Below are 23,753 nucleotides of genomic sequence, written 5' to 3'. Positions count from 1 at the left end.
TACTTAATTTAAGGAAAGTGTTATGAGCGATGATGCAGTGACAATAATGCAAAATCAAAAAATTATATTATTTGATGCGCAATGTAAGCTTTGCAGCGCGTGGTGTAACTTTATTATTGCTCACGATAAAAATACTATTTTTAGATTATGCAGCGTGCAATCTCCAAAAGGGGAACTGTTGTTAACACACTTTGGTTTTTCAACAATTGAATATGCCTCAATGGTTTACCTAGAAAACGGTAAAGCGTATACGCAAAGCCATGCTTTTTTTAACGTTGTTAAGCAGCTAGGTTACCCATACAAACTAGCAACTGTATTTAGTATTTTGCCAAATAGGTTTAATAATTGGTTATACGATAGGGTTGCTTTAAACCGCTATACCTTATTTGGAAAATATCAGTATTGCAGAGTACCAAACCCAGAGGACGCAAAACATTACTTATAATTGATCGCAGGTAAAGAAATTTACTATCGTATTGAATTATTGTCTCCATAAACAAATATATTGCGCAGTCCCAAAAAATCAGGTGTTGATATGTTTAATAAAAGTAGAGTTTTTTTTGTTGTAATGCTTTTAACTTCACTCGCTTGGAGTGCTTATTTAGTACCCGTTGTTTCAGAAGGTCTGACTACGAAAAGTTGGCCTATGGTTGAGGGTACTGTTATTTCTAGTAATGGACTACGTATACAACATAACCAAGAGCGCTATATTATAGAGGTTGAATACTCTTATATGGTTGATGAAAAGCTATTTTTTGGAAATCGAGTATCAAACGTCAACTCTATGCTTGATAGAGCGGAGCGAGATTTACAACTTAACAAATATCAAACGAGGGATAAAGTTAATGTTTTTTTATAACCCTCAGGAGCCTAGTAAATCCTACCTAATGGTTGGTGTAGGCTACGGTATTTATCTTTTGTTGTTTGTGTGTATAGCTATGGTATTTTTCTCAGCTGTGAATTTAAGAACGTTATTAAAAAACTGATTTTAAAAAGGCTCTTAGCAGAAGCAGAAAACTAATTGGGTTAGGTTTTTCTTCTTGCCTTTGGTTGATTACTGCTAATCTTGAGGTTTTAATTTATACAAATTAATAGGTTATAAGATGTTTTGGCCTCATAGTTTAAAGTGTGCGGATGCGTTATAGAGCAATCCTCCCGGAAAGTTAATAGAATCCAAATATGAAAAAATTTATATCTATGTCTAGATTGTTAATTTTAATAGTTGTGCTCTTTTCTGTAAAAGCATTTCCCTTACAGGAAAATATAGAATGTAAAAAAGTATCATGGGGTCAACTGTTTAAGAATCAAAATGATTTGGTTGGAACTAAAGTGTGCTTAGTTGGACATTATGGGCACCTTAGTTTTTATGAAGATCGTGCAGCTCTAGAAAAAATGTCAAAGCAATACTTAGTATTCCCATTTTACGGTGATGTAACTGAGGGGTTTGTTAAGCGTTGTAGCAATAGAATGCTTTTAGTGGAGGGCGTAATTTCCAGCCATGAAAAAAGTAAAGCACCACGAATTAGAAAAGTAACTAGGTTAAGCCCACTCTCGGACCCTGAATATAGCTGTTTAGACCAAATATCAGGTTTTGTGAATTAAAGCGTGCTATTGGGTGACGCCAATTATTTGATTGGTCAGCTATAAGTAGATGCTAGGTTTAGGTGGCTGTGCTAAAATCGCCGCGTTTTAAATTATCAGGGCTTTGAAATGGCAAGTACAGCGCACGCACTCCACATATTGGTTAAGCACAAAGAAATAGCAGAAGACATTATTAAGCAATTAGGTAAAGGTGCAAAATTTCAAACCTTAGCTAAAAAATATTCGTCGTGCCCATCGGGTAAAAAAGGCGGTGACTTAGGTGAATTTAGACGCGGACAAATGGTTCCACAGTTTGACAAAATTGCATTTAAAGGCGCAATTTTAGAGCCTCATCTAGTTAAAACTAAATTTGGCTGGCATGTAATTAAAGTACTTTATCGTACTTAAGTTTATTTAAACTGTTTAGCAATTGATGCGTCTTAGCAAGCGTCCAGCCAATCACCTATCCTAAATTTACACTTTGACGAACTAAGAATTAGGGTGGGTGTCATCTTAATTTCGAATTGAAACCTAACTGGTTAGTTAGGTTTAATATTTAGGTACGCTTAACCAAATGTTTTTCCATAAAGTGTATTTTCAGGTTTTGCATCAAATAACTCCAAGATAGTAGATTTTTTAATTTCTGCCTTGTCAGTTTCATCCAGTATAGATTGAAACATTGAAATAATATTGTGTTCAAAGTTACTTGTATCCACTCCTGCTGACGCCTCATGAATTTCTTTAGAGGTATCTTCATTTAATAAGGCATCATAAGTGTTCTTATTAATGTTGACAAAATATTGGAGATCATAATCTTTAACCATTTCAAGCACTACTTTGAACATTGTAGCAACTTGTCTAGGGTCCACTCCAGAGAAAATACAACTATCGTGAGCAACAAATCCTATCAAGTTTGGATTCAAAGCAATAAGCAGCATATCATAACAGAAAATTTTGACTTCGTTGATTCCTTGAGAACCATCTTTTGGGATATGTGGTTCAATATCATATAGATATTGAGCACTTTTAGAATTTGTAACTTTAAGTGAGCCACCTTGACCACGATAAAAGCGCTTAACAAGACCACGAAACATTGATTCAATATAGTCGAGGTGATCTTTGTTCTCAGCTAAAAAGGTAATTGATTCATCTTTAATCACTGCTTTATCTAGTTCTAATTTGGCTTTGTCTTTTTCAAACTGTGACAAAACAGTTTGATAGCTAGTAAGTTCAGATAAATCTTTGTCAATAGTTCTTATTCTTTCAACAATAGAATTATACTCTTCCAAAGCTCCTGACGAGTCCAAATCTTTCAGCAATTTATCTCTTTTTGTTTCTATGATGGTTAGTTTTTTGTTAATGATGTTGTTTTTTTCTATTAGCTTAAGCACCTCTTGCTCAAGGCGATGTTTACGTGCTTTTTGTATGTTCAAATGAAAATTTTCAGCTTGATCTAACCGTATAGTTACCAGCTCCTGAAAGTGATATTCAGCTTCATTATAAATATTTTTGACTTTAGATATGTCAAGTACATCATCAGCACTTGTTTGAAGTATTCTATTTTTTTTATTGATATCACGTTCATTTGAATGTAATTCATTTCGTAAACTAGCCATAGACAAAGTTAATTCATCAGCGCTTCTCTTTAAATCATCGTAATTTTTAGCAATGATAAAGTTTTCTTTAGCATCTAGAAGCGTAGAAAGTTCATCCTGGAGATCTAAAGAATCTTCTTCATTAATGTTAAGTTTCTGCTTGTTCAGCAGTTGTTCGGTTTTTCGTAATTTAGACAGCTCGTCGGCAATAATCTTATTCTTTTTAACTAGCGTAGTATCAATACCTAAAAGAGTCAGATTATAAAGTGCTTGATAGTAATCGTTCGACCCTTGACCTTGCTGAGTAAGAGCACCAGAATAATAATTTTTTTCGGGTAGGTAGCGTCTAGCAAACATATTAAACAAAGGTTTAAAATTAAAGTCTATGTTATTTTTAAGTGAGAAGATTTCGCTTAATTTTTTTGGATAATTTGTTTTATTGATCCTTTCTTCATTTAAGAAATAATCAGTTTGAGAAAAGTTTTTGCGAATTTCATAAATCACAGTACCTACAGAAAACTTTAAATAAAAATTACCATATGTAGATAAAAATGCTTTAAGCTTTTTTTCATTAGATATTTTTTCATTAAATGATCCACCAAACATTAAGTGAATCAAATTTAAGGAACTGCTTTTACCTATTCCGTTATATGAATCAGTTGATAAAGAACTTGATTGAAGCCCTGCAATTATATTGAGCCCTTTCTCAAATACAATTGTTTTAAAATTAGGATTATCAGAATATAGCTTTAATAGTTTCATTATCTAATTCCAGTTTTCCAATAATAAAAAGAAAGTCTAAGCATTGTTGCATTTTTTCAATAGTAATTTTTTTAGGGTATACGCTATTTAATTTATCGAACAAATCATCAAAAGGCATGTTACCTTCAGTCTGTAACTGTTCTATTACATAAGCAGAAATACAGTAAAGTGAATCTATAGGTTTCACAATTTTAGTTGGTAGAATCATTCCTTAACCCCTATATCACACTCTTCAAAAAAGAACGCTATGATAACCCATGCCATTGAAGTTGCTTGGTAATCCGCCTTGAAAGTTTCACTTTCAATTCGATGACAAAGCTCACCAAGAACTTTATTAAAGCAAACATCGAAGTCATTCACTAGAATATGTAACTCACTAACTGATTTATTAGCTAGACTTCTATTATGTACACCAGCCAAACTTAAAGCTGATTTTAATATTGGCGGATAAAAGTCGAAGACAATTAATTCCTTTAAATCAGTTAATGCATCCGTATTTGGTAATTCATAAATTGGAATTGCAGCAGAACTTCCTCTATGAAGCTCGGCACTAACTTTTTCATTCAGATTATTTAGCTTAATTTTATCAGTTAACTCTACATTTTCGAAATCTTCAGAATAATCGATTTTTTTATTTTTATAATCTTTAATCAAAGCTTCAAATACGACTTGTAATGAAATTTCATCAGTGTATTTCTCTTCAATGCTTTTGAAAAAACCATCATAAATCTGTTTTAATCTAGGATCTGTTAAGTTCTTTATATCATTAAGTAAATCCGTAAAATCCTTTAAATTATCTCGAATATCTTCAATCCCATACTCGTCTTTGTATTGCTGAATAGTATTAGAACGGAGGTTTTTAGGTTTTTCTAATAAGTAGTAAATTTCAAACTCATATTGAAAATAACTCTGTTTCGTTAGTATTTTTAGGCTGTTATCAATTTTATCTTTCGACGTCGTAACTGTTACTTGGATTACATGCTTAGAAGTATCATCTTTTAAATCGATATAGGCTTCATTATCTCCAGCACTATTAGCATTCTTAAAGTTTTTACCTTGATACAAAAAGTTAAATACATTACAGAAAAAGTCTTCAGCATTAATATGTATAGAAAAGATATTCATCGATTGATGAAGCTTCATATCACACATCATAATAGATAGCGTTCGTGAGATTTTTTTTATAATTTCAGTGCGGTCATCTAAAGTCATTAATTACCTACTTTTGAGTGTTATTGTAAAGAACCATTTGAACATTTCTATAGGAGAGTATAGGCAATAACATCGGTATTATTCATATATATAAATAATATCATTTGTACTAAAAATTGTAAGTGTATATTTATATGGTCAAAAAAATTAACGTGACACCTATCTTAATTGGGGTAGCTTTACTAGTTCAATTAAAGTGTCTGTTCTGCTTGATTTTGCTATATAAATTAGCTATTTATGTTCGTTGAAGCTCAAATAAGTTACGGTGTCGGATGGCGCTTTGCTTATCCGACCACCGTTTTTAAATATATTTGAAGGGTGGTGGTTACCTTCTCCCCTCTCTGTCAGGCTAGTTGTTTAATATTGAATATTCGTTGGGTTTCGCTACGCTCTACCCAACCTACGTGTTTAACTTAAATTCTTACGCACACGAAAATCGCGTTGCCTGAGCGCTCTGCCCATCAGCCGAAATTAGTTGACCACTACAGATACACATCCTGATTTTTATACGGTGAAGATCATTTACGAGAATTGTAGAGGCGGGATTGAAGGCGGATTACTTATGCTTTTACAAATAATCACACGCATTCAGCGCTGTATGTTGACGATAAAATATTAAATAAGTTTATAGTAAGATAATTCTTGTTCGCTTACTTATACGTAATAAAAAAGCTGCAATGTGCAGCCTTTTTTAAGTGTGAAACAGCTATTTTACTCGTTAAGCGTCTTGCTTGGCTTCTTCTTCACTAATTTGTTTTAGTGCTTGAATGAATGAGTCGCTTGGTTGTCCGCCAGTAAGTGCATATTTATCGTTTATGATAAATGTAGGTACTGAAGTAATACCCATCTGTTTAAAGTTGTCTTGCTCTTGGCGTACGTCTTGTACGTATTTGTCTGAATGTAGAATACTGCGCGCAGTTTCTTTATCAAGACCCACTTTTTCAACTACGTCGAGCAGTGCTTCTTCTTGATTTAAGTATTTTAAATCTGTGAAGTGCGCTTCGAAAAAGGCGAGTTTTAACTCTGTTTGCTTACCTTCTTCACGTGCCCACATTAATAAACGATGCAAGTCAAAGCTGTTGATCATGATGCGTTTGCCATCAAAATTAAAGGTGAATCCAGCACGTTGACCGGCTTCGAACATGTTTTTACGATTTTCGTCGCCTTGCTCTTCACTTAGGTTGTACTTTTGCATTAAATGTTCGTTTAAATCCTGACCTTCAATTGGCATATCTGGATTTAGTTCAAAAGGATGCCACGTAATATCTGCGCTCATTTCGTCTTTGAGTTGCTCTAGTGCAGTTTCTAGGTTTTTATAACCCACTACACACCAAGGGCACATTACGTCTGAAACGATATCAATTTTAAAGTTTTTCATATTTATCCTTTTGAGGATTGCTTATAACTAAGTATAAAAAAGGATATTGGGATTAATTTAGCTTTATCAATACCAAACTAAAAAGAGCAACTAAACAGCTGCTCTTGAAGGAATTCAGTTTTAAGCGTTAAGCCCAAATGGGTCGTCAATACTATAACTTGGTTGTGTAAACCAATGAGGGCCGTTGTTGGTCATGTAAAAATGATCTTCTAAACGTACGCCAAATTCATCAGGTATAACTAACATTGGCTCGTTACTAAAGCACATGCCTGGGGCAAGTGGGGTTTTATCACCGCCAACTAAGTATGGCCATTCATGAATGTCTAGCCCAATGCCGTGGCCAGTTCGATGCGGGCAACCCGGTGTTTGGTACTGCGGACCTAACCCTTGCGCCGCTAAATAAGTACGTGCGCCAGCGTCTACTTCTTCGCACGTAGCACCGATTTTAGCTGCATTAAATGCCGCCATTTGCGCTGCTTTTTCATGATCCCAAAACATGCGTTGGCGCATTGTTGGTTCGCCAAATACATAGGTACGGGTAATATCAGATAGGTAATCGTGTACTTTACAGCCGGTATCAATTAATACCATATCGCCTTTTTTAAGTACTTGGGCGTCTTTAACCCCGTGCGGAAAAGACGTTGCAACACCAAACAATACAATACAAAAATAGTTACCTGGCGCGCCTACTTTTTGATGTGCTTGCTTAATAAAGGCTTCTACTTCGGTGGTGGTTATTCCCTCATAAAGCATGCTTGCTGTGGCTTGATGCACGGCTAAGGTCATATCCATCGCGCGCTGCATTAAGCTAAGCTCGTGAATTGATTTATGCATACGGCAATGCGCCGTTACAGGTTGTGCGTTTATGAGTGTTAAACCCGTTTGCGCTTTATTAATGCCGTCGAATATAAAAAATTGTGCGCTTTCATCAATGCCAATGGTTGCGTTTTCATTAACATTTAACTTTTTTAGTACTTCAACAAAAAGTGCATAAGGATTTTCGTGCTCTTGCCACCCATGAATAGGTCCATCTATTACTTTAAACCCGTTTAGTGAACCAATTTCGAAATAAGGCGCAATGTATTGTACTTCACCAAGGGCCGGTAGTATTGCGCCAACCATGCGCTCGCTCGCGTACCATTTCATACCTGTAAAGTAGGTTAGGTTGGTGCCAGCGTTTAAATAAATTGCATCTATGTTGTTTGCAAGCATATAAGCTTGCGCTTTGGCTATGCGCTCTAAATGTTCGTCAGCTGCAATAGGGGTTAGCGTTTGCGTCATATTACTTAGGCTTGCCAGCGCTTGCTCGCTTGATTGTGTACCTATGCCTGTAGTGGTCATGTTTTTCTCCTTGGATTTTTAGCTAGTGTGATTAATACCAAGGTAAAATTCAATGTTATGCGATAAGAGGCTATAAAATAATAACCTCTTAAAAGGTCATATTATTTTTTAGCGTAAGGTAAACGCGTGAGTTTATTACTTGTGTGGTAGCTATCAAGCCCGGTTACTGCCACTGTTTCTATTGCTTGTAAATCTAGGAAACCATCGCTTTGCAGCGCGGCTTTATCAACAAAAACATCCATAATTTCGCCAATAACGAGCTCAGTCCCATTGATGGCTAAATGTTGGTTTTCTATAAATTTTACCGAGTACTTTAAGCGGCTTTCTTTTACAAAAGGCGCTGCAAAGTCGTTTAAGTATTCAGGTGTTAAGCCTGTAGCATCAAACTCAGACTCGTCTTTATCGTAACGAGCTGAAGTTTGATGAGCTTGTTTGTAAATTGACTTATTTACTTGATTAATGGTGTAAGTGCCCGTTTGTAAAATATTTTCAAACGTATGACGCGGCACACTGTGAGGGCGCATAATCATTGCGACTAAAGGTGGGTTAGCCCCAAGGTGAATAACCGAACTTACAATCGACAAGTTGGTATTGCCGAGTAAGTCTTGCGTGCCAATTAAATTAGCGCTTTTAAAACCCGAAAGAGAATTAATTAAATGTGTACGGGTATGTTTTTCAAGTGCGTCTATACGCGCTTTAGTAAAATGCATTAGAAGTCCTTACCACGGTATTGTAGAGCCTTGCCAATCTAAGTAAGCAGGCTCACCGTTTAGTTTTAAATCAGGGTTATTGTTTGTTAATTCAAATAGTTGCTTGGCTACAAATTCAGGCGTAAATAATTTGCCTTCAGGTACATTCTTTTGAAAGGGCTTTGAAAGTACTGTATCTGTAGTGCCAGGGTGAAACAGAATGAGTTTGGTATTTTTAGCACGACGAGCAAGCTCTATAGCAGCGGTTTTAAATAGCATGTTAAGCGCCGCTTTGGATGCGCGATACGTATACCAACCACCTAATTTATTGTCGTTTATGCTGCCTACGCGCGCACTTAATGCAGTAATAGTACACTGCGTTTTGTGGGTTAACAGCGGCAAAATACTCTGCAAGCAAAGTAGGGGAGTTAGGGTGTTTGAATTTAGAAGTTGGCTAAAATACTCAGCGTCTAAATCCTCCATCTTTTTTTCAGGCATATGGGTTTCGTTGTGCAGTGTACCATTGAATATAATAACTTGTTGTATATCGGCATTTTGCTCTTTTAGGTAATTAGTAACGCGCGCTAAACTTTGTTTTGTGTAGTCAGTATGCAGGTGGACAACACTTGAGCCAGATTCAATACTTTTTGAACTAATACAAACGATCTGATGAGTAGGTGTGTTTATTTGTAGATGTTCTATATATGCATTTGCTATGGCACTGCTTGCGCCGAATAAAACAATAGTTTTCATTTATCACCTTTTGCTTTTAGTCCACATTGGCCATTACTGCACTGAGTATTTGGCATTAAAAAGCGACTGATGGGGTGCCGATACTTAGCAAATAATAGGTATCCGCAGTCAGCGAAAAAGCGAATTATTGGTAAGCGAAAAATTTTCAACCAGCTGTGTTTACCCACTATTTTCCATGCTTCGTAAGTTACATCAAGCCCATAAATCATTTCACCTGATTGCTTTTGAGCTTGAAGGTAGTTCATTGCTTTGTCTTTATCAATATACGGGTAGCGCTCACTGAAGTCGCTCGCGTTAAGATCTTCAAGCGTAATTAAGTTTTTGTTATCAGCGTGTTTTAGTTGCTGCATTTCGGTGCTACAAAGAGGGCAGTTACCATCGTAAAAAATGATCATGTGAATGCTTTGTGATTATTTTATATATACTTTTTTACGACAAGACATTGCAAATGGATCTATTAAATATCTCTTCATGATGATATTAATAGTGTCCTACGAAAAAATGGAGACTGATAAATGAGTGAACAATACGCCGCCTTGCGAGGTAATGTAAATTTACTAGGGCAACTACTAGGACAAACAATCAAAGATGCCCAAGGTCAAGCGATTTTAGATAAAGTGGAAGAAATTCGTGCTTTATCAAAATCATCTCGCAGTGGTAACGAAGACGACAGACAAGCGCTAATAGATGTTTTACATGCGCTTAGTGATGAAGAGCTTTTACCGGTTGCCCGTTCATTTAATCATTTTTTAAACCTTGCTAATGTAGCAGAGCAATTTCATACCGTTTCGCGTTTTAATGACGTTGGCCTTGGTCAACAAAACCCTCTCACTCAAACATTAAAAACGTTAGCTACAAAAGCAGAACAAGGCCAGTTAGACAGTAATCATTTGGCCGAAACACTCTCAAAACTCCACATAAACTTAGTATTGACCGCTCACCCAACCGAGGTTACGCGCCGTACTATTATTAACAAACACGTTGAACTAAGTGATTGCTTAGCGTCATTAGAGCGAAAAGATAACTTAGTGCAAGAGCGGGACAATATTTTAAATCGTATTGAACAGCTGATTAGCCAAGCTTGGCATACCGACGATATTCGTCGCTCTCGCCCAACGCCAGTTGATGAAGCCAAATGGGGCTATGCAGTAATAGAAAATAGCCTGTGGCATGCGGTTCCGCGCTTTTTACGTGAATTTTCAGCGAATGTTAAAGACCAGTTGAGCTTAGAGTTACCAATAGATTACAGCCCAATCGAGTTTACATCGTGGATGGGTGGAGACCGTGATGGTAATCCATTTGTAACATCGCAGGTAACAAAAGAAGTGCTTGATCATGGTCGTTGGATGGCACTTAACTTATACATTCAAGATTTAAAAACGTTGTGCGCTGAACTCTCTATGTCAGATGCCAGTGATGAGCTTGTTGAGCTTGCAGGGCAAGAGTTTGAACCATATAGAGCGGTAATCAAAAAGCTTAAAAACCAAGTTGCAGAAACAGTGGCGCACTTAGGTGCTAAAATTAAAAATAAGCGCAGCGATTCACAAGACTTAATTACTAATATTAATCAGCTTAAACACCCAGTTGAAGTGTGCTATCGCTCGTTATTAAAGTGTAATATGAAAGTAGTTGCGGATGGCTTATTACTTGATTTACTGCACCGTATAAATAGCTTTGGTTTGCGTTTAGCCAAACTTGATGTGCGCCAAGATTCATCTCGCCACGGCGATGTGTTTTCAGAACTGACTCGTTATTTAGGTTTAGGCGACTACAACCAATGGCAAGAGCAAGACAAACAAGCATTTTTACTTGCAGAGCTTAACTCGCGCAGACCGCTTATTCCAAAACATTGGCAACCAAGCCCAGATGTACAAGAAGTACTTGATACCTTTGATGTAATTGCCAAGCAAGACGAAGCAACATTTGGTTTGTATATTATTTCGATGGCACGAACAGCGTCAGACATTTTAGCAGTACAACTGTTGCTAAAAGAAAGCGGCTGTAGCTTTGATTTACCAGTAGCACCGTTGTTTGAAACACTCGACGATTTAAACGCAGGCAGTGATGTAATTACCACATTGCTTGATAATGTTTGGTATCGCGGGCACATTAAAAACACCCAAAACGTAATGATTGGTTACTCTGATTCAGCTAAAGATGCTGGCATGATGGCAGCAGGTTGGGCGCAGTACGAAGCAATGGATAAGCTAGTACAGCTTGCTGATGCACGTGGTATTGAGCTTGTTTTATTCCACGGACGTGGTGGTACAGTAGGACGTGGTGGTGCACCCGCTGCACAAGCGCTGCATTCACAACCCCCTGGCTCATTAAAAGGTGGCTTGCGTGTAACCGAGCAAGGCGAGATGATTCGCTTTAAATTTGGTTTACCCGATGTAGCACTGCAAAGCTTAAATATTTACGCAGGCGCAGTTCTGCAAAGTAACTTATTACCGCCACCGGAGCCAAAACCGCAGTGGCGCGAAGTAATGAAGCTAATAAGTGAGGAGTCATGTGAGCATTACCGTAATGTAGTTCGCCATGATGAAAACTTTGTACCTTACTTTAGAATGGCAACACCTGAGCTTGAACTGTCTAAGTTACCGCTTGGCTCGCGTCCTGCAAAACGTAATCCTAATGGTGGCGTTGAAAGTCTACGTGCTATTCCATGGATTTTTGCGTGGAGCCAAAACCGTTTAATGCTTCCTGCATGGCTAGGTGCGTTAACAGGCTTAAAAGCTGCGCTTAATAAGTACGGCGCAGAAACTCTAAACGAAATGAGCTTACAGTGGCCGTTCTTTAGATCGCGCCTAGAAATGCTAGAAATGGTATTTAGTAAAGCCGATTGTTGGTTGAGTGAGCATTATGATAATGCGCTGGTGGAAGATATGTACAAACCACTGGGTGTAACACTTCGTAAAGAGCTTCAAGAAGCCATTAGCTTGGTGCAATCACTTAGCCCGCAAAAAAGCCTACTAGCCGAACAACCTTGGATTAAGGAGTCGATTAGTTTACGTAACCCGTACACCGATCCACTTAACTTACTACAGGTTGAGCTTTTACGCCGTGCTCGCTCAGAGGAAAAACGCAACGAAGGTGACATTGATAATGCATTAATGATCACGATGACAGGTATTGCAGCAGGTATGCGTAATACCGGCTAACATGTTATTTTGTTAGGTATACCTATTGGTATTAAAAGGGAGCACGCGATGTGCTCCCTTTTTTTGCGTTAAATAGGCTGGTATTTAACACCTTAACCTTTTAAACTACTTAGCCATTGAATAATTAAAAAATGTTATGGCTTCAGCAACTTTTACTGTACAGCAAGATACAGCACTTACAAATTCGCACATCACATTAAACGTAGCGCAAACAGCGTCATTACGTAGTCAATTAAAATCACAACGTGGCATATTAAATTCTAATAATATTAAGCAGTTATGCGCACAACTCAATGTGTCTGATGATGTATTATTACAAGGTTTAGTACCTTTGGCTTCTGAGTATGCTGTTGCGCCGATATCAGATTTCCATGTAGGCGCAATTGTTAAAGCACTTGATGAAAACGATGAGGTAAACTTTTACTTTGGTGCAAATGTAGAGTTTGATCATCAAGCATTGAGTTTAGTGGTTCATGCAGAGCAATCGGCTATAAATAACGCATGGTTAAACGGCGCTAAAAAAATAGTTAAAATAGCGATTAGCGATGCACCGTGTGGGTATTGTCGTCAGTTTATGAACGAACTCGCTGATGCGAAAGAGTTTGATATTTTATTGCCAGAGCAACACTTTAAATTAGCAGAATTACTGCCGCACTCGTTTGGGCCGACTGATTTAGGTAACGCGTTTAGCTTGTTTAATCCAGAGCCTCACCAGCAAGTATTTGCAAATGATCAACTAGATGAAAAACTAGCAAGTACAGCATTAAACGCATACGTACCCTATAGTAAAAACTTTAGTGCAGTAAAAATTAGTACATTTAAAAATGGTGATTTTTACGGAAGTTACGCAGAAAACGCAGCGTACAGCCCAAGCTTGTCGCCACTACAAAGTGCACTTAGCCAATTATTTATCGCAGGGCTTAGCTTTAACGAAAGTACAGTAAAATCAATTACACTTTTAGAAACCGCAGGCCATGAAAACCAAGCGGGTGTAGCACGTGCTGTACTTGCAAGTTTTAAAAATCTACCGGAAATAGAAGTAATTAGAGCTCAGCTAAAATAACCTCTTAAAAACAATAAAGCACAGCCAGAGCTGTGCTTTATAATTTTATCTATTGAGTTTACTTGGTATTAATCAAGTAATACTTTTGCAGCCTCTAATACTACCGCTACAGATTTACGCTCAATTTCACCATGGTCAACATTTGGTATTTCTTGGCGAGTACGATTAACAAGTACGCCGGCAACACATGCTGCTTGTAAACCAAGGGCTGCACACATAGTAAATAATGTTGCTGATTCCATTTCGTAGTTCATTACGCCCAGTTTTTGCCACTCTTCGCAGCTACCTTGTAGTGATTTAGGAACGTAACCAGAATGCGTATCGTAACGCTCTTGTCCTGGATAAAATGTATCGCTTGATGCAGTAATACCAATATGAAAATCGATATTTAAGTTTTTACATGCTTGTACCATAGCTTGTGTTGCATAAAAGTCAGACACAGCAGGGTAGCTAAGAGGAGCAAAATGCTGGCTTGCACCGTCTAAACGTACAGACGCTTGGCTAATTAAAATTTCGCCTTCGTTGATATGTGGCTGAATCGCACCTGTTGTACCAATACGTAAAAATTTACGCACGCCAAGTTGTGCTAATTCTTCTACTGCAATCGACGTAGATGGACCACCAATACCCGTAGAACAAACAACCACCGAATGGCCGTTTAGTTGACCTAAGTAAACATGAAACTCACGAGTTTGAGCAAGGCAGGTTGGGTTGTCTAGGAATTGTGAAATGCGTGCAGCACGATCTGGATCGCCCGGTACAATCGCAAGTTTTGCACCTTTAAGATCGTCAATACATAGTCCTAAGTGAAATACCTTTTCCATAGCTAAGCCTTTTTATAATAAATTGTGTCAATCTAGCATCATTGCTAGAAACGTTTATCAAGTACAGGACGATTGTCCGTTTTATATTAACTCCTCCAATTAAGTCTTAATAATTTTAAGAACTAATTTGATTTATTCATCAACTATGAATATTCAATCAAGTGCTTATACAAGTAGCCTTGTTGTGCTGTTGACATGTTCAAGTAGACATAATAAGTATCAACCAAGCGCGTAACTACAATTAAATAGTTTATGGTAAATATTCATTAATATTAAATTAATTCAATGGCTTAAATTTTTTAAGCACGTAAAAGCTAACGTGTTTATTTATATTAGGCACAGAGTTATTTAGCAAAGTGGAATTTATTTGAAGTTTAGGCACTTTTGGTGATTTTGCATAACTAATCAAAAGTAATTAGCTACGTACAGAATAAAAATCGAAGGAGTTTATTATGAGCACACAATTTGAAGCATTTAAAAACAAAGTTGAGCACTGTTTGTGCGCACCGGGTGATGGCGTATACACAGTAAATACTGCAAAGGAGCGCAAAGCCGCACTGCGTAATAAACTTTATGGACAAACTGAAAACGTTGATAATTTGTGGCGCGAGTCTTTAAATGAATTACCAAATTCTCCACATAAAGCCGTTATGTTAGGTATTAGCTCAGACTGTGGCGGTGGTATTTTACGCGGTGCAAACTGGGGGCCACTGTTTGTGCGCTCAGCTTTAATTGATCAGCAACCGCAGTGTCACTCGTTTGATTTAGGCGATGTACGTGTAATCCCACATTTACTTCATGATAAATACCTAAATGATGCAACCATTTCTAATTGCCAAAAAGCCCTATACGGTAATGAAGATAACGACTATTACGTAAGTCCGTTATCAATCACAGAGGATGTATGCGACAGCTTTTACGCAACATTTAAAGATAAAGGGATATTTGGTATTGGTGGCGATCACTCAATTAGTTACCCACTTACCAAAGCGTACTTAAAAGCAAAACGTGAGCAAGGTAGGCGCACCGCTATTATTCACTTTGACGCGCATACAGATTTACTCGTTGAGCGCTTAGGCATAGATTTATGTTTTGGCTCGTGGTGTACACATATATTAGAGTTTTTACCTGCGCCGCATCATTTAATACAGTTTGGTATACGCTCAAGTGGCAAGCCTAAAGCGCATTGGGAAAATACTTTTGGTATTAAACAGCACTGGGCACATGAAATCATTGAGCGCGGCGCAGCAGCAGTTGCTGCCGACGCTATTGCACAGTTAAAAGCCGATAACGTTGATGAAGTATACGTAAGCTTTGATATTGATGCGCTTGATGCAGAGTTTGCATCTGCCACAGGTACGCCAGAACATAATGGTTTAACACCACAGCATGCACTTGATATTTTATCAGCCATTGCGGATGAGTTCCCGATTACTGGTGCTGATATGATGGAAATAGCGCCATTTACCGACAGCTCTTTAGTGGGTCAATCAAGCTCTGAAACGACACTTAGAGAAGGCGCTAAAATTTCAGCCTTTTTAATTAGTGCGATGAACAAGTAAGCTGTAGGAGCTATAAATACTAGCACTATCAGCGTATAAGTGTGCATTACATGACTAAAAACTAGCAGTTCATAAAGCCTCAGCTATATTTATTAAATACATATAATGAGTTAGTTGAGGCCTCGCTGAATGAAATTATTGATCTTTTTATTGTTCATTAGCTGTATTAAAGTTGATGCAACTGAAATAACAATAGTAACGGAAGTATTTCCGGACTTTCAGTATCTCAATGAAGATAATAAACTCGTTGGCCGCTCTGTCGAGAAAGTTCATAAAGCGCTAGAAGGTACTGGTATAAACTACACTATGTTGGCGCATAGTTGGGCCATATCCTACAATGCAGCGCTACGCGATAAAAATACCTGTATATTTTCAATTGTTCGATTACCTAATAGAGAAAGTAAGTTTAACTGGGTAGGTGAACTGGAAAGCTTTGATTCTGCCATTTATGGTCTAAAGTCCAGAGGTATAAAGTTAAATACTCTCAATGATGCTAAAAAATATAAAATAGCAGTACTGCGTGATAACTTTAGTCATCACTATTTGCTTGAGAGGGGCTTTAGTGAGAACAAGCATTTATTACTCATCGATAGCCTAGATAAAATAGATAAACTCATAAGCACTCGTCACCATATACTTGATTTTGTTATCCTCAACAAAAAGCAATTTAACTACCGAGTTAAAACAGAGCCTAAGCTTGAGTTACTCGAACCATTACTTAATTTAAATACAACTCAGTCTCCGTTATTTTTTGCCTGTAATATAAATATGGATCCGGCTTTAGTTTCTCAATTAAAAGTCGCCTTTAATAAAATTTAAGCACTTTAAATTTGCTTTTTTACCTCTCAACCAATTGAAAATTAATAGCTTAAATATATTTCGTAAATATAAATTGCTGCGTTTAAAAAACCGATTATAATCCAGCTGCTTTTTGTTTAAAAAAGCACTAACTTTTTGGAGCGTTAAATGGGTGATTTAATCGGGATTAGCTTATTGATCTTGATCAGTGCGTTGTTTGCTATGTCAGAAATAGCAATTGCAGCGTCGCGTAAAATAAAACTGCGAGTAATGGCAGATGAAGGGAATATAAAGGCAGCAGCGGTACTAAAGCTACAAGAAAATCCAGGGGCTTTTTTTGCCATGATCCAAATAGCACTCAACGCGATAGCGATATTGGGTGGTATTGTGGGCGAGCAGGCCTTATCGCCTTATGTTGAAAGTGTGTTGGTATTGTTTTATCAAGGTGCGCATTTAGAAAAAATTAGCTTTTTATTCTCGTTTTTTACTATTACATCCTTGTTTATATTATTCGCCGATTTAATGCCAAAGCGTTTAGCGATGATCATGCCAGAAGCGGTCGCTGTTAGAGTGGTTACAATAATGCGCTGGGTTACCTTTGCATTAACCCCGCTGGTGATGTTTTTTAATGGTGTCACTAACTTTGTGTTGCGCTTATTTAAAGTGCCCGCTGAGCGAGAAGACAATGTGACAACAGAGGACATTGTTGCCATGATGGAAGCAGGTGCTGCATACGGTAGTTTGCAAAAGCAAGAATATGAACTCATCGGCAATGTGTTTGACTTAGAAGCGCGATTTTTATCAAGCGTAATGACGCCACGCGACCAAATTGTATATTTTGATTTAAACGAATCTAGCCATGATATTGCGACTAAAATTATTGACCATCCTCATAACCACTTTTTAGTGGTGTCTGGAAATTTAGATAAGTTGCATGGCTCTGTTGAATCTAAAGATATTTTACGACAAGTGCTAAAAGGCGAAGCCGCCAATATAAACGATGATCTCATTGATAAAGATGTTTTTTACTTACCCGAAACATTAAGCTTATCAGAAGCTTTAAATGCGTTTAAAAGTGCAGCAAAACCATTTGCTGTTGTCGTAAACGAATATGCGCTTTCGGTGGGTATTGTTACGGTAAAGGATTTAATGAAAGGGTTTATGGGTGATTTAATCACTCACCAAGGCGACGAATTAATCATAGAACGCGATAAAAATTCATGGCTTGTAGATGGTCTAACCCCAATTACCGATTTAGCAAAAGTACTTGATATAGAAGAATTTCCTGACCAGATGCACTATGAAACGGTAGCTGGCTTTTTAATTTACAATATGAAGCGAATACCTAAACGCGCGGAGCATTTAACTTTTTCAGGTTTTAAGTTTGAAGTTGTTGATGTAGAAGGAATTAGGGTAGAGCAGTTGTTAGTTTCAAGGGTTATTAACCCGCAGAGTGCTAATACCCTTTAAAATAAGGTGTGTGCTTTAGTTTTTATATAAATAGCCAAGCTGTATTTGCTTGGCTTTTTTGTGCCTGTTAAAAACTTCGTTTCTAAAATGAGATATTATTTCAATATGTTAAGTTGTTTTATTTTCATACAGTCTTGATTCTATTTTCATCTAATTAACATTAAATGCAACCTAAGACGTATATTGTACTGAGGAGTGTAAGTTTGTGTAAATTTCTTCTAATTAAGATTCATTATCAGCGCGTTTTAATTTAGAATGATCGTTCACTCTAAACTAAAAGGTATTTAACATGCAGCGTTCCCGCATCGCTTTATTTGTATTGTCAGCCCTCGTCGGTTCTGTTGCTTTAACTGGTTGTGATCAGGCTGCTGAGCAGTCACAAGCTTCAGCTCCTAAAGCTGTACCAGTGGGTGTACTTACATTAAAAAGCCAAGCGCTTACTCTCAAAAAAGAACTTCCTGGTCGTATCAGTGCATTTCAAATTGCTGAAATTCGCCCACAAGTAAGTGGTATTGTGCAATCTCGTTTATTTGTTGAAGGTAAAGAGGTTAAACAAGGCCAAGGACTGTATCAAATAGACCCTGCGACATTTGAAGCAGACTTAGCAGCAAGTGAAGCAAGCGTAGCACGTGCTCAGGCGAGTATTTCAAGTAGTAAAGCTAAAGCATCTCGTTTTAGCGAGCTTTTAAAAATAAAAGCGGTAAGTCAGCAAGACTTTGATGAAGCAGATGCTGCATACAAACAAGCAAAAGCAGAATTATTAACGGCTAAAGCGCAGTTAAAATCGGCGCAAATTAACCTTGATTACAGCCATGTGTCATCACCAATTAGTGGTCAAATTAGTAAATCAAGCGTAACTGTAGGTGCACTAGTTAGTGCTAACCAAAGTACTGCACTTGCTACAGTGACTCAGTTAGATCCAATTTATATCGATTTAACACAATCAAGTAATGAGCTTACCAAACTTAAAAAAGCAATATCATCAGGTGCTCTAAGTGTTGATTCGACTAGCCAAACTGACGTTGAACTTATTATGGAAGATGGCTCTATTTATCCTCATAAAGGCACATTGCAGTTTTCTGAAGTGACAGTTGATCCAAGTACTGGCTCAGTAATACTACGTGCTAAATTTTCAAATCCAGAAAAATTATTACTGCCAGGCATGTATGCCCGAGCTTCTATTGTGGAAGGTGTTAAGGCGGGTGCTATTTTAGCTCCGCAACGTGGTGTTAGCCGTAATTCAAAAGGCGAACCAACAGCAATGGTTGTGAGCAAAGACAACACAGTAGAAAGCCGTGTTTTAAAAGTAGACCGCACAATAGGTTCTGATTGGCTTGTTACTGATGGCTTAATGGATGGCGATAAATTAATAGTTGAAGGCTTACAAAAAATCCGCCCTGGTGCACCAGTGAATCCTTCTGAAATTCAATCGTCTACTAAAGCCGATCAAGCGCAATAACGGAGAGTTTTAATGTCACGATTTTTTATCGATAGACCGATATTTGCTTGGGTACTCGCTATTGTAGTGATGCTTGCAGGTATTTTGGCGATTAGGAGCTTACCTATTTCGCAGTATCCTTCAATTGCACCGCCTGCAGTAAGTATTACAGCAACGTACCCTGGTGCATCTGCACGTACACTTGAAGATACGGTAACGCAAGTTATTGAGCAAAAAATGAAAGGCCTTGATGGCTTGCTTTATATGTCATCTACGTCTGAGTCGAGTGGTTCTGCTACACTTACACTTTCGTTTAGCGCCGAAACAGACCCTGATATTGCACAAGTTCAAGTGCAAAATAAACTAGCGACAGCGACTCCACTATTACCAGAAGCCGTTCAAAGGCAAGGTGTTGTAGTTGCAAAGTCAGCGCGTAACTTTTTAATGGTTTATGCTTTTGTGTCTAAAGATGGCAGCATGACCAATATTGATATTGGCGATTATGTTTCATCAAACGTGCAAGATATTGTCTCGCGTGTTGAAGGCGTAGGTGAAGTGCAGCTGTTTGGTTCTCAGTACGCGATGCGTATTTGGTTAGACCCTTCAAAGTTACAAAATTATAAGCTGACACCTGCTGATATTAGTGCATCAATTAGTGCGCAAAATGCGCAAGTATCTGCCGGTCAACTTGGCGGTATGCCTGCCGTTGATGGTCAGCAACTTAATGCAACAGTAACAGCGCAAAGTCGATTACAAACGCCAGAGCAATTTGAACAAATATTGGTTAAAACCAATCCAGATGGCTCTTTTGTACGTCTAGAGGACGTTGCTAGAGTAGAGCTTGGCGGTGAAAGCTACCGCGTTGTTGCTCGTTACGATGGGCAACCTGCATCAGGGTTAGGTATTAAATTAGCCAGTGGTGCTAACGCACTTGATACTGCCGCTGGAGTTAAAAAAGCGATTGAAGAGCTAAAACCGTTTTTCCCTGAAGGGTTAGATGCTGTTATACCTTACGACACAACGCCGTTTGTATCGTTATCTATCGAAAAAGTTATTCACACCTTAATTGAAGCTGTTGTACTTGTTTTTGTAGTTATGTATTTGTTCCTACAAAACTTTAGGGCAACACTTATACCAACAATAGCAGTGCCAGTGGTTTTACTAGGTACGTTTGGTATTTTGTACACTTTTGGTTATTCAATAAATACGCTAACGATGTTTGCGATGGTACTTGCCATAGGCTTATTGGTAGATGACGCAATCGTTGTTGTAGAAAACGTTGAGCGCTTAATGACCGAGGAAAAACTCTCGGCACTTGAAGCTACGCGTAAATCTATGGATGAAATTAAAGGCGCGCTGGTAGGTATTGCCATGGTGCTTTCTGCGGTATTTATCCCAATGGCATTCTTTAGTGGCTCTACCGGTATTATTTATCGTCAGTTTTCTATAACACTGGTATCGGCGATGGGGTTATCTGTTTTAGTTGCTCTTATTTTAACGCCTGCATTGTGTGCAACGCTTTTAAAACCAAGCCATGTACATAACAATGAGACGTTATTTGGCCGATTTTTTACAGGCTTTAACCGTGGTTTTGATAAAACAAATTCAGGTGCACAAAGCTTTGTAGGCCGTATGCTTACGCACTCTAAACGCTACTTACTTATTTATGGCGTGATTGTGGGCGGTATGGTTTATGTATTCTCAAGCTTGCCAACGGCATTTTTACCTGACGAAGACCAAGGTATTTTGTTTAACCAGGTATCATTACCGGCAGGCTCTACAACACAACAAACGCTTGAGGTTGTTAAAAAGGTAGAAAATCACTTTTTAAACGATCAATCTGAAGCTGTGAATGGTATTTTTACCGTTACTGGTTTTAGTTTTGCAGGCTCTGGCCAAAACTCAGCCATTGCCTTTGTTAACCTTAAACATTGGGATGAGCGTCAGCGTGACGAGTTATCTGTTCAAGGTGTTGCAGGTAAAGCGATGGGCTACTTTTCAACGATAAAAGAAGCGTTTGTGTTTGCATTCCCGCCACCTGCAATTGTTGAACTGGGTACTGCTAATGGCTTCAATATTTTCTTACAAGACCGTGTAGGCCTTGGCCATGACGCACTTTTGGCGGCACGAAATCAGTTATTAGGTTTAGCAAGCCAAAGTCCAATTTTAGCGGGCGTACGTCCAAATGGACAAGAAGATATGCCAGAACTACAACTTGATACAGATTTGGCAAAAGCCGAAGCGCTTGGTGTGTCGCAAAACGATATTAACAGTACACTTTCGACAGCATGGGGTAGTAGTTATGTGAATGACTTTATTGACCGTGGTCGAGTTAAAAAAGTGTATATGCAAGGTGATGCACAATCGCGCATGGTGCCTGAGGATCTAAATAAGTGGTATGTGCGCAATGACAATGGCGATATGGTGCCGTTTTCAGCGTTTGCTAGTGCCTACTGGACGTATGGTTCGCCACGTTTAGAGCGTTACAATGGTTTTTCAGCAATGGAAATTCAAGGTAGTGCAGCGCCGGGTTACAGTACAGGCCAAGCAATGGATGAAATGGAGCGTTTAGTTAAACAATTACCTAATGGTATTTCGTCTGAGTGGACCGGTATTTCATTCCAAGAGCGCTCAAGTAGCGGTCAAGCACCTTTACTATATGGCTTATCGCTGTTGTTTGTATTTTTATGTTTAGCCGCGCTTTATGAAAGTTGGTCGGTACCGTTTGCGGTAATGATGATTGTGCCTCTGGGTATCTTTGGTGCGATTATGGCAGCGCTAGGCGGTGGCTTATCAAACGATATTTACTTGCAGGTAGGCTTGTTGACCACCATTGGTTTGGCATCTAAAAATGCGATACTGATTGTAGAGTTTGCGATTCATAAAATGGATGAAGGGTTGGGATTAGTAGATGCAGCTATTGCAGCTGTACGCTTACGATTACGTCCAATACTCATGACTTCGATGGCCTTTATTTGTGGTGTTTTACCACTTGCAATAGCCTCAAGTGCGGGCTCGGGCGCACAAAATGCGTTAGGTATTTCGATTATTGGCGGCACACTCGCATCATCAATATTAGTTGTTGTATTTGTACCGTTGTTCTTTGTGTTAGTTCGCCGTGTATTTCCTGGAAAAACTAACGAGACAACAAAGGAGAGGGCAGAATGAGCATTAAAACATTCAGCCTAAGTGCAATTGCTCTATTGGTGCTAAGCGGTTGTCAATTAGCGCCAGAGCAAAAAGACCTTGCTCTACCAGTACCTGATGCTTATGCATCAGGTACTGAGCAAAGCGCTGCACAGCAATTAAATTGGCAGCAGTTTTTTAATGATGAAAAACTACAAACCTTAATTACGCAAAGCCTTGAGCATAATAAAGACATGCAAATTGCTGTGCTTAACGTGCAGCGTGTGCGTGGTTTGTATCAAATCGAAGACTCTGCTTTGTACCCGTCACTTGATTTAAATGCTTCTGGTACGCGCCAGCGTTTACCGGCTGATTNATTTATCCGGTACTGGCGATGCAGCTATTAGCTCGCAATACAGTGCAACAGTGGGTATTACATCTTATGAGTTAGATATTTGGGGCAAAGTACGCAACCAATCAGCGCAAGCACTCCAAAATTTATACTCTACAGAGCTTAGCCAATACAGTACGCAGGTGTCTTTAATTTCTGAGCTTGCAAATGCGTGGCTTAGTTACGCGACGGACTTACAACTGCTAGAGCTGGCAAAAGAAACGCTAACCTCTCAGCAAGAGTCATTATCGCTTACGCAAAAAAGCTTTGATTTGGGTGCTACGTCTTCAATTACCCTTGAGCAGCTTAGAAGTACAGTTGCTACGGCAAAAGTAGACATAGCTACGTACAAGCGTTTGTTAAAACGTGATAAAAGTGCCCTAGATTTATTAGTGGGTAAATCTGTTTCAGCTGATTTGCTGCCTAATAAAGACCTGACTAACTTGATCAGTATGCCAGAAGTGCCGGTTGGTTTACCGTCTGACCTGTTATCGCAGCGCCCTGATATTAAAGCCGCTGAGCACTTAATGCTTGCTGCAAATGCCAATATTGGTATTGCACGTGCGGCGTTTTATCCAAGTATTAGCTTAACAGCCAATGCCGGGTCTG

At 38.4% G+C, this 23,753-nt stretch carries 20 protein-coding genes and 1 pseudogene (1 of these 21 cut by a window edge); 12 read left to right on the top strand and 9 right to left on the bottom strand.

Features of this window, described 5'->3' with window-relative positions; all coding sequences use genetic code 11:
- Window positions 1-22: 22 nt before the first annotated feature.
- The 4 genes from L654_RS0108620 (at window position 23) to L654_RS0108600 (ending at window position 1,989) form a co-directional block, all read left to right on the top strand.
- The gene (locus L654_RS0108620; RefSeq protein ID WP_024607801.1) at window positions 23-445 is read left to right on the top strand and encodes a DCC1-like thiol-disulfide oxidoreductase family protein; all 423 of its coding nucleotides are present in this window, start codon (window positions 23-25) and stop codon (window positions 443-445) included.
- A 90-nt stretch (window positions 446-535) separates the two neighbouring features.
- Window positions 536-859, top strand: coding sequence for a DUF3592 domain-containing protein (locus L654_RS0108615; RefSeq protein ID WP_024607800.1), 324 nt, complete (start codon window positions 536-538; stop codon window positions 857-859).
- A 320-nt stretch (window positions 860-1,179) separates the two neighbouring features.
- Window positions 1,180-1,602 (top strand): hypothetical protein, encoded by a 423-nt coding sequence (locus L654_RS0108605; RefSeq protein WP_024607799.1) that lies wholly within the window; start codon window positions 1,180-1,182, stop codon window positions 1,600-1,602.
- Window positions 1,603-1,710: 108 nt separating this feature from the next.
- A complete protein-coding gene (locus tag L654_RS0108600; protein ID WP_024607798.1) occupies window positions 1,711-1,989 on the top strand; it encodes a peptidylprolyl isomerase in 279 nt (92 codons plus the stop codon).
- Window positions 1,990-2,147: 158 nt separating this feature from the next.
- On the opposite strand, the gene L654_RS0108595 is transcribed toward L654_RS0108600, so the two are convergent.
- From L654_RS0108595 to L654_RS0108560, 8 genes are all read right to left on the bottom strand, one after another.
- On the bottom strand, window positions 2,148-3,938 hold the full coding sequence (locus L654_RS0108595; RefSeq protein WP_024607797.1) for a DUF2326 domain-containing protein: 1,791 nt from the start codon (window positions 3,936-3,938) through the stop codon (window positions 2,148-2,150).
- Window positions 3,913-4,146: an ABC-three component system middle component 6 gene (locus L654_RS0108590; protein ID WP_024607796.1), complete on the bottom strand. Its 234-nt coding sequence runs from the start codon at window positions 4,144-4,146 to the stop codon at window positions 3,913-3,915. Before L654_RS0108590 ends, L654_RS0108595 begins: the two co-directional genes overlap by 26 nt.
- Entirely contained in the window at window positions 4,143-5,150 is a 1,008-nt protein-coding gene (locus tag L654_RS0108585) for an SMEK domain-containing protein (protein ID WP_024607795.1), read from the bottom strand. Before L654_RS0108585 ends, L654_RS0108590 begins: the two co-directional genes overlap by 4 nt.
- A gap of 718 nt (window positions 5,151-5,868) precedes the next feature.
- Window positions 5,869-6,528, bottom strand: coding sequence for a DsbA family oxidoreductase (locus L654_RS0108580; protein WP_024605702.1), 660 nt, complete (start codon window positions 6,526-6,528; stop codon window positions 5,869-5,871).
- Between the two features lie 120 nt (window positions 6,529-6,648).
- Window positions 6,649-7,869: a Xaa-Pro peptidase family protein gene (locus L654_RS0108575; protein ID WP_024607794.1), complete on the bottom strand. Its 1,221-nt coding sequence runs from the start codon at window positions 7,867-7,869 to the stop codon at window positions 6,649-6,651.
- Window positions 7,870-7,970: 101 nt separating this feature from the next.
- The gene (locus L654_RS0108570; RefSeq protein ID WP_010553976.1) at window positions 7,971-8,579 is read right to left on the bottom strand and encodes a flavin reductase; all 609 of its coding nucleotides are present in this window, start codon (window positions 8,577-8,579) and stop codon (window positions 7,971-7,973) included.
- Between the two features lie 9 nt (window positions 8,580-8,588).
- Window positions 8,589-9,311, bottom strand: coding sequence for an SDR family NAD(P)-dependent oxidoreductase (locus L654_RS0108565; protein ID WP_024607793.1), 723 nt, complete (start codon window positions 9,309-9,311; stop codon window positions 8,589-8,591).
- A complete protein-coding gene (locus L654_RS0108560; protein ID WP_010553974.1) occupies window positions 9,308-9,706 on the bottom strand; it encodes a DUF393 domain-containing protein in 399 nt (132 codons plus the stop codon). The genes L654_RS0108565 and L654_RS0108560 overlap by 4 nt, the downstream gene beginning before the upstream one ends.
- A gap of 120 nt (window positions 9,707-9,826) precedes the next feature.
- Between L654_RS0108560 and ppc the strand changes: the two genes are divergently transcribed.
- Together ppc and cdd are read left to right on the top strand one after the other, a co-directional pair.
- Window positions 9,827-12,472: a phosphoenolpyruvate carboxylase gene (gene ppc / locus L654_RS0108555; RefSeq protein WP_007582382.1), complete on the top strand. Its 2,646-nt coding sequence runs from the start codon at window positions 9,827-9,829 to the stop codon at window positions 12,470-12,472.
- A 136-nt stretch (window positions 12,473-12,608) separates the two neighbouring features.
- Window positions 12,609-13,535, top strand: a complete 927-nt coding sequence (gene cdd / locus L654_RS0108550) for a cytidine deaminase (RefSeq protein WP_024607792.1) — start codon at window positions 12,609-12,611, stop codon at window positions 13,533-13,535.
- 68 nt (window positions 13,536-13,603) lie between these two features.
- Here cdd and udp read toward each other — a convergent pair whose 3' ends face one another.
- Window positions 13,604-14,359, bottom strand: coding sequence for a uridine phosphorylase (gene udp, locus L654_RS0108545; RefSeq protein ID WP_007582384.1), 756 nt, complete (start codon window positions 14,357-14,359; stop codon window positions 13,604-13,606).
- Between the two features lie 452 nt (window positions 14,360-14,811).
- Here udp and L654_RS0108540 point away from each other — a divergent pair, with 452 nt between their 5' ends.
- From L654_RS0108540 to L654_RS01000000125775, 6 genes and pseudogenes are all read left to right on the top strand, one after another.
- Window positions 14,812-15,921 carry an arginase family protein gene (locus tag L654_RS0108540; protein ID WP_024607791.1) on the top strand — a complete coding sequence of 370 codons (1,110 nt, stop codon included), beginning with the start codon at window positions 14,812-14,814 and terminating at the stop codon, window positions 15,919-15,921.
- Window positions 15,922-16,050: 129 nt separating this feature from the next.
- On the top strand, window positions 16,051-16,740 hold the full coding sequence (locus L654_RS0108535; protein ID WP_024607790.1) for a transporter substrate-binding domain-containing protein: 690 nt from the start codon (window positions 16,051-16,053) through the stop codon (window positions 16,738-16,740).
- Between the two features lie 147 nt (window positions 16,741-16,887).
- Window positions 16,888-18,189: a hemolysin family protein gene (locus tag L654_RS0108530; protein ID WP_024607789.1), complete on the top strand. Its 1,302-nt coding sequence runs from the start codon at window positions 16,888-16,890 to the stop codon at window positions 18,187-18,189.
- A 289-nt stretch (window positions 18,190-18,478) separates the two neighbouring features.
- Window positions 18,479-19,648, top strand: coding sequence for an efflux RND transporter periplasmic adaptor subunit (locus L654_RS0108525; protein WP_024607788.1), 1,170 nt, complete (start codon window positions 18,479-18,481; stop codon window positions 19,646-19,648).
- Window positions 19,649-19,660: 12 nt separating this feature from the next.
- A complete protein-coding gene (locus L654_RS0108520) occupies window positions 19,661-22,795 on the top strand; it encodes an efflux RND transporter permease subunit (RefSeq protein ID WP_024607787.1) in 3,135 nt (1,044 codons plus the stop codon).
- Window positions 22,792-23,753, top strand: a pseudogene (locus tag L654_RS01000000125775) (efflux transporter outer membrane subunit); it runs 449 nt beyond the window's last position. The gene L654_RS0108520 and the pseudogene L654_RS01000000125775 overlap by 4 nt, the downstream one beginning before the upstream one ends.

It is taken from the genome of Pseudoalteromonas sp. TAB23 (assembly GCF_000498075.1).
GTDB classification, from domain to species: domain Bacteria; phylum Pseudomonadota; class Gammaproteobacteria; order Enterobacterales; family Alteromonadaceae; genus Pseudoalteromonas; species Pseudoalteromonas arctica.
Note: the sequence above shows the minus strand (reverse complement) of the source record. Positions and strands in the feature narration are given on the sequence as shown.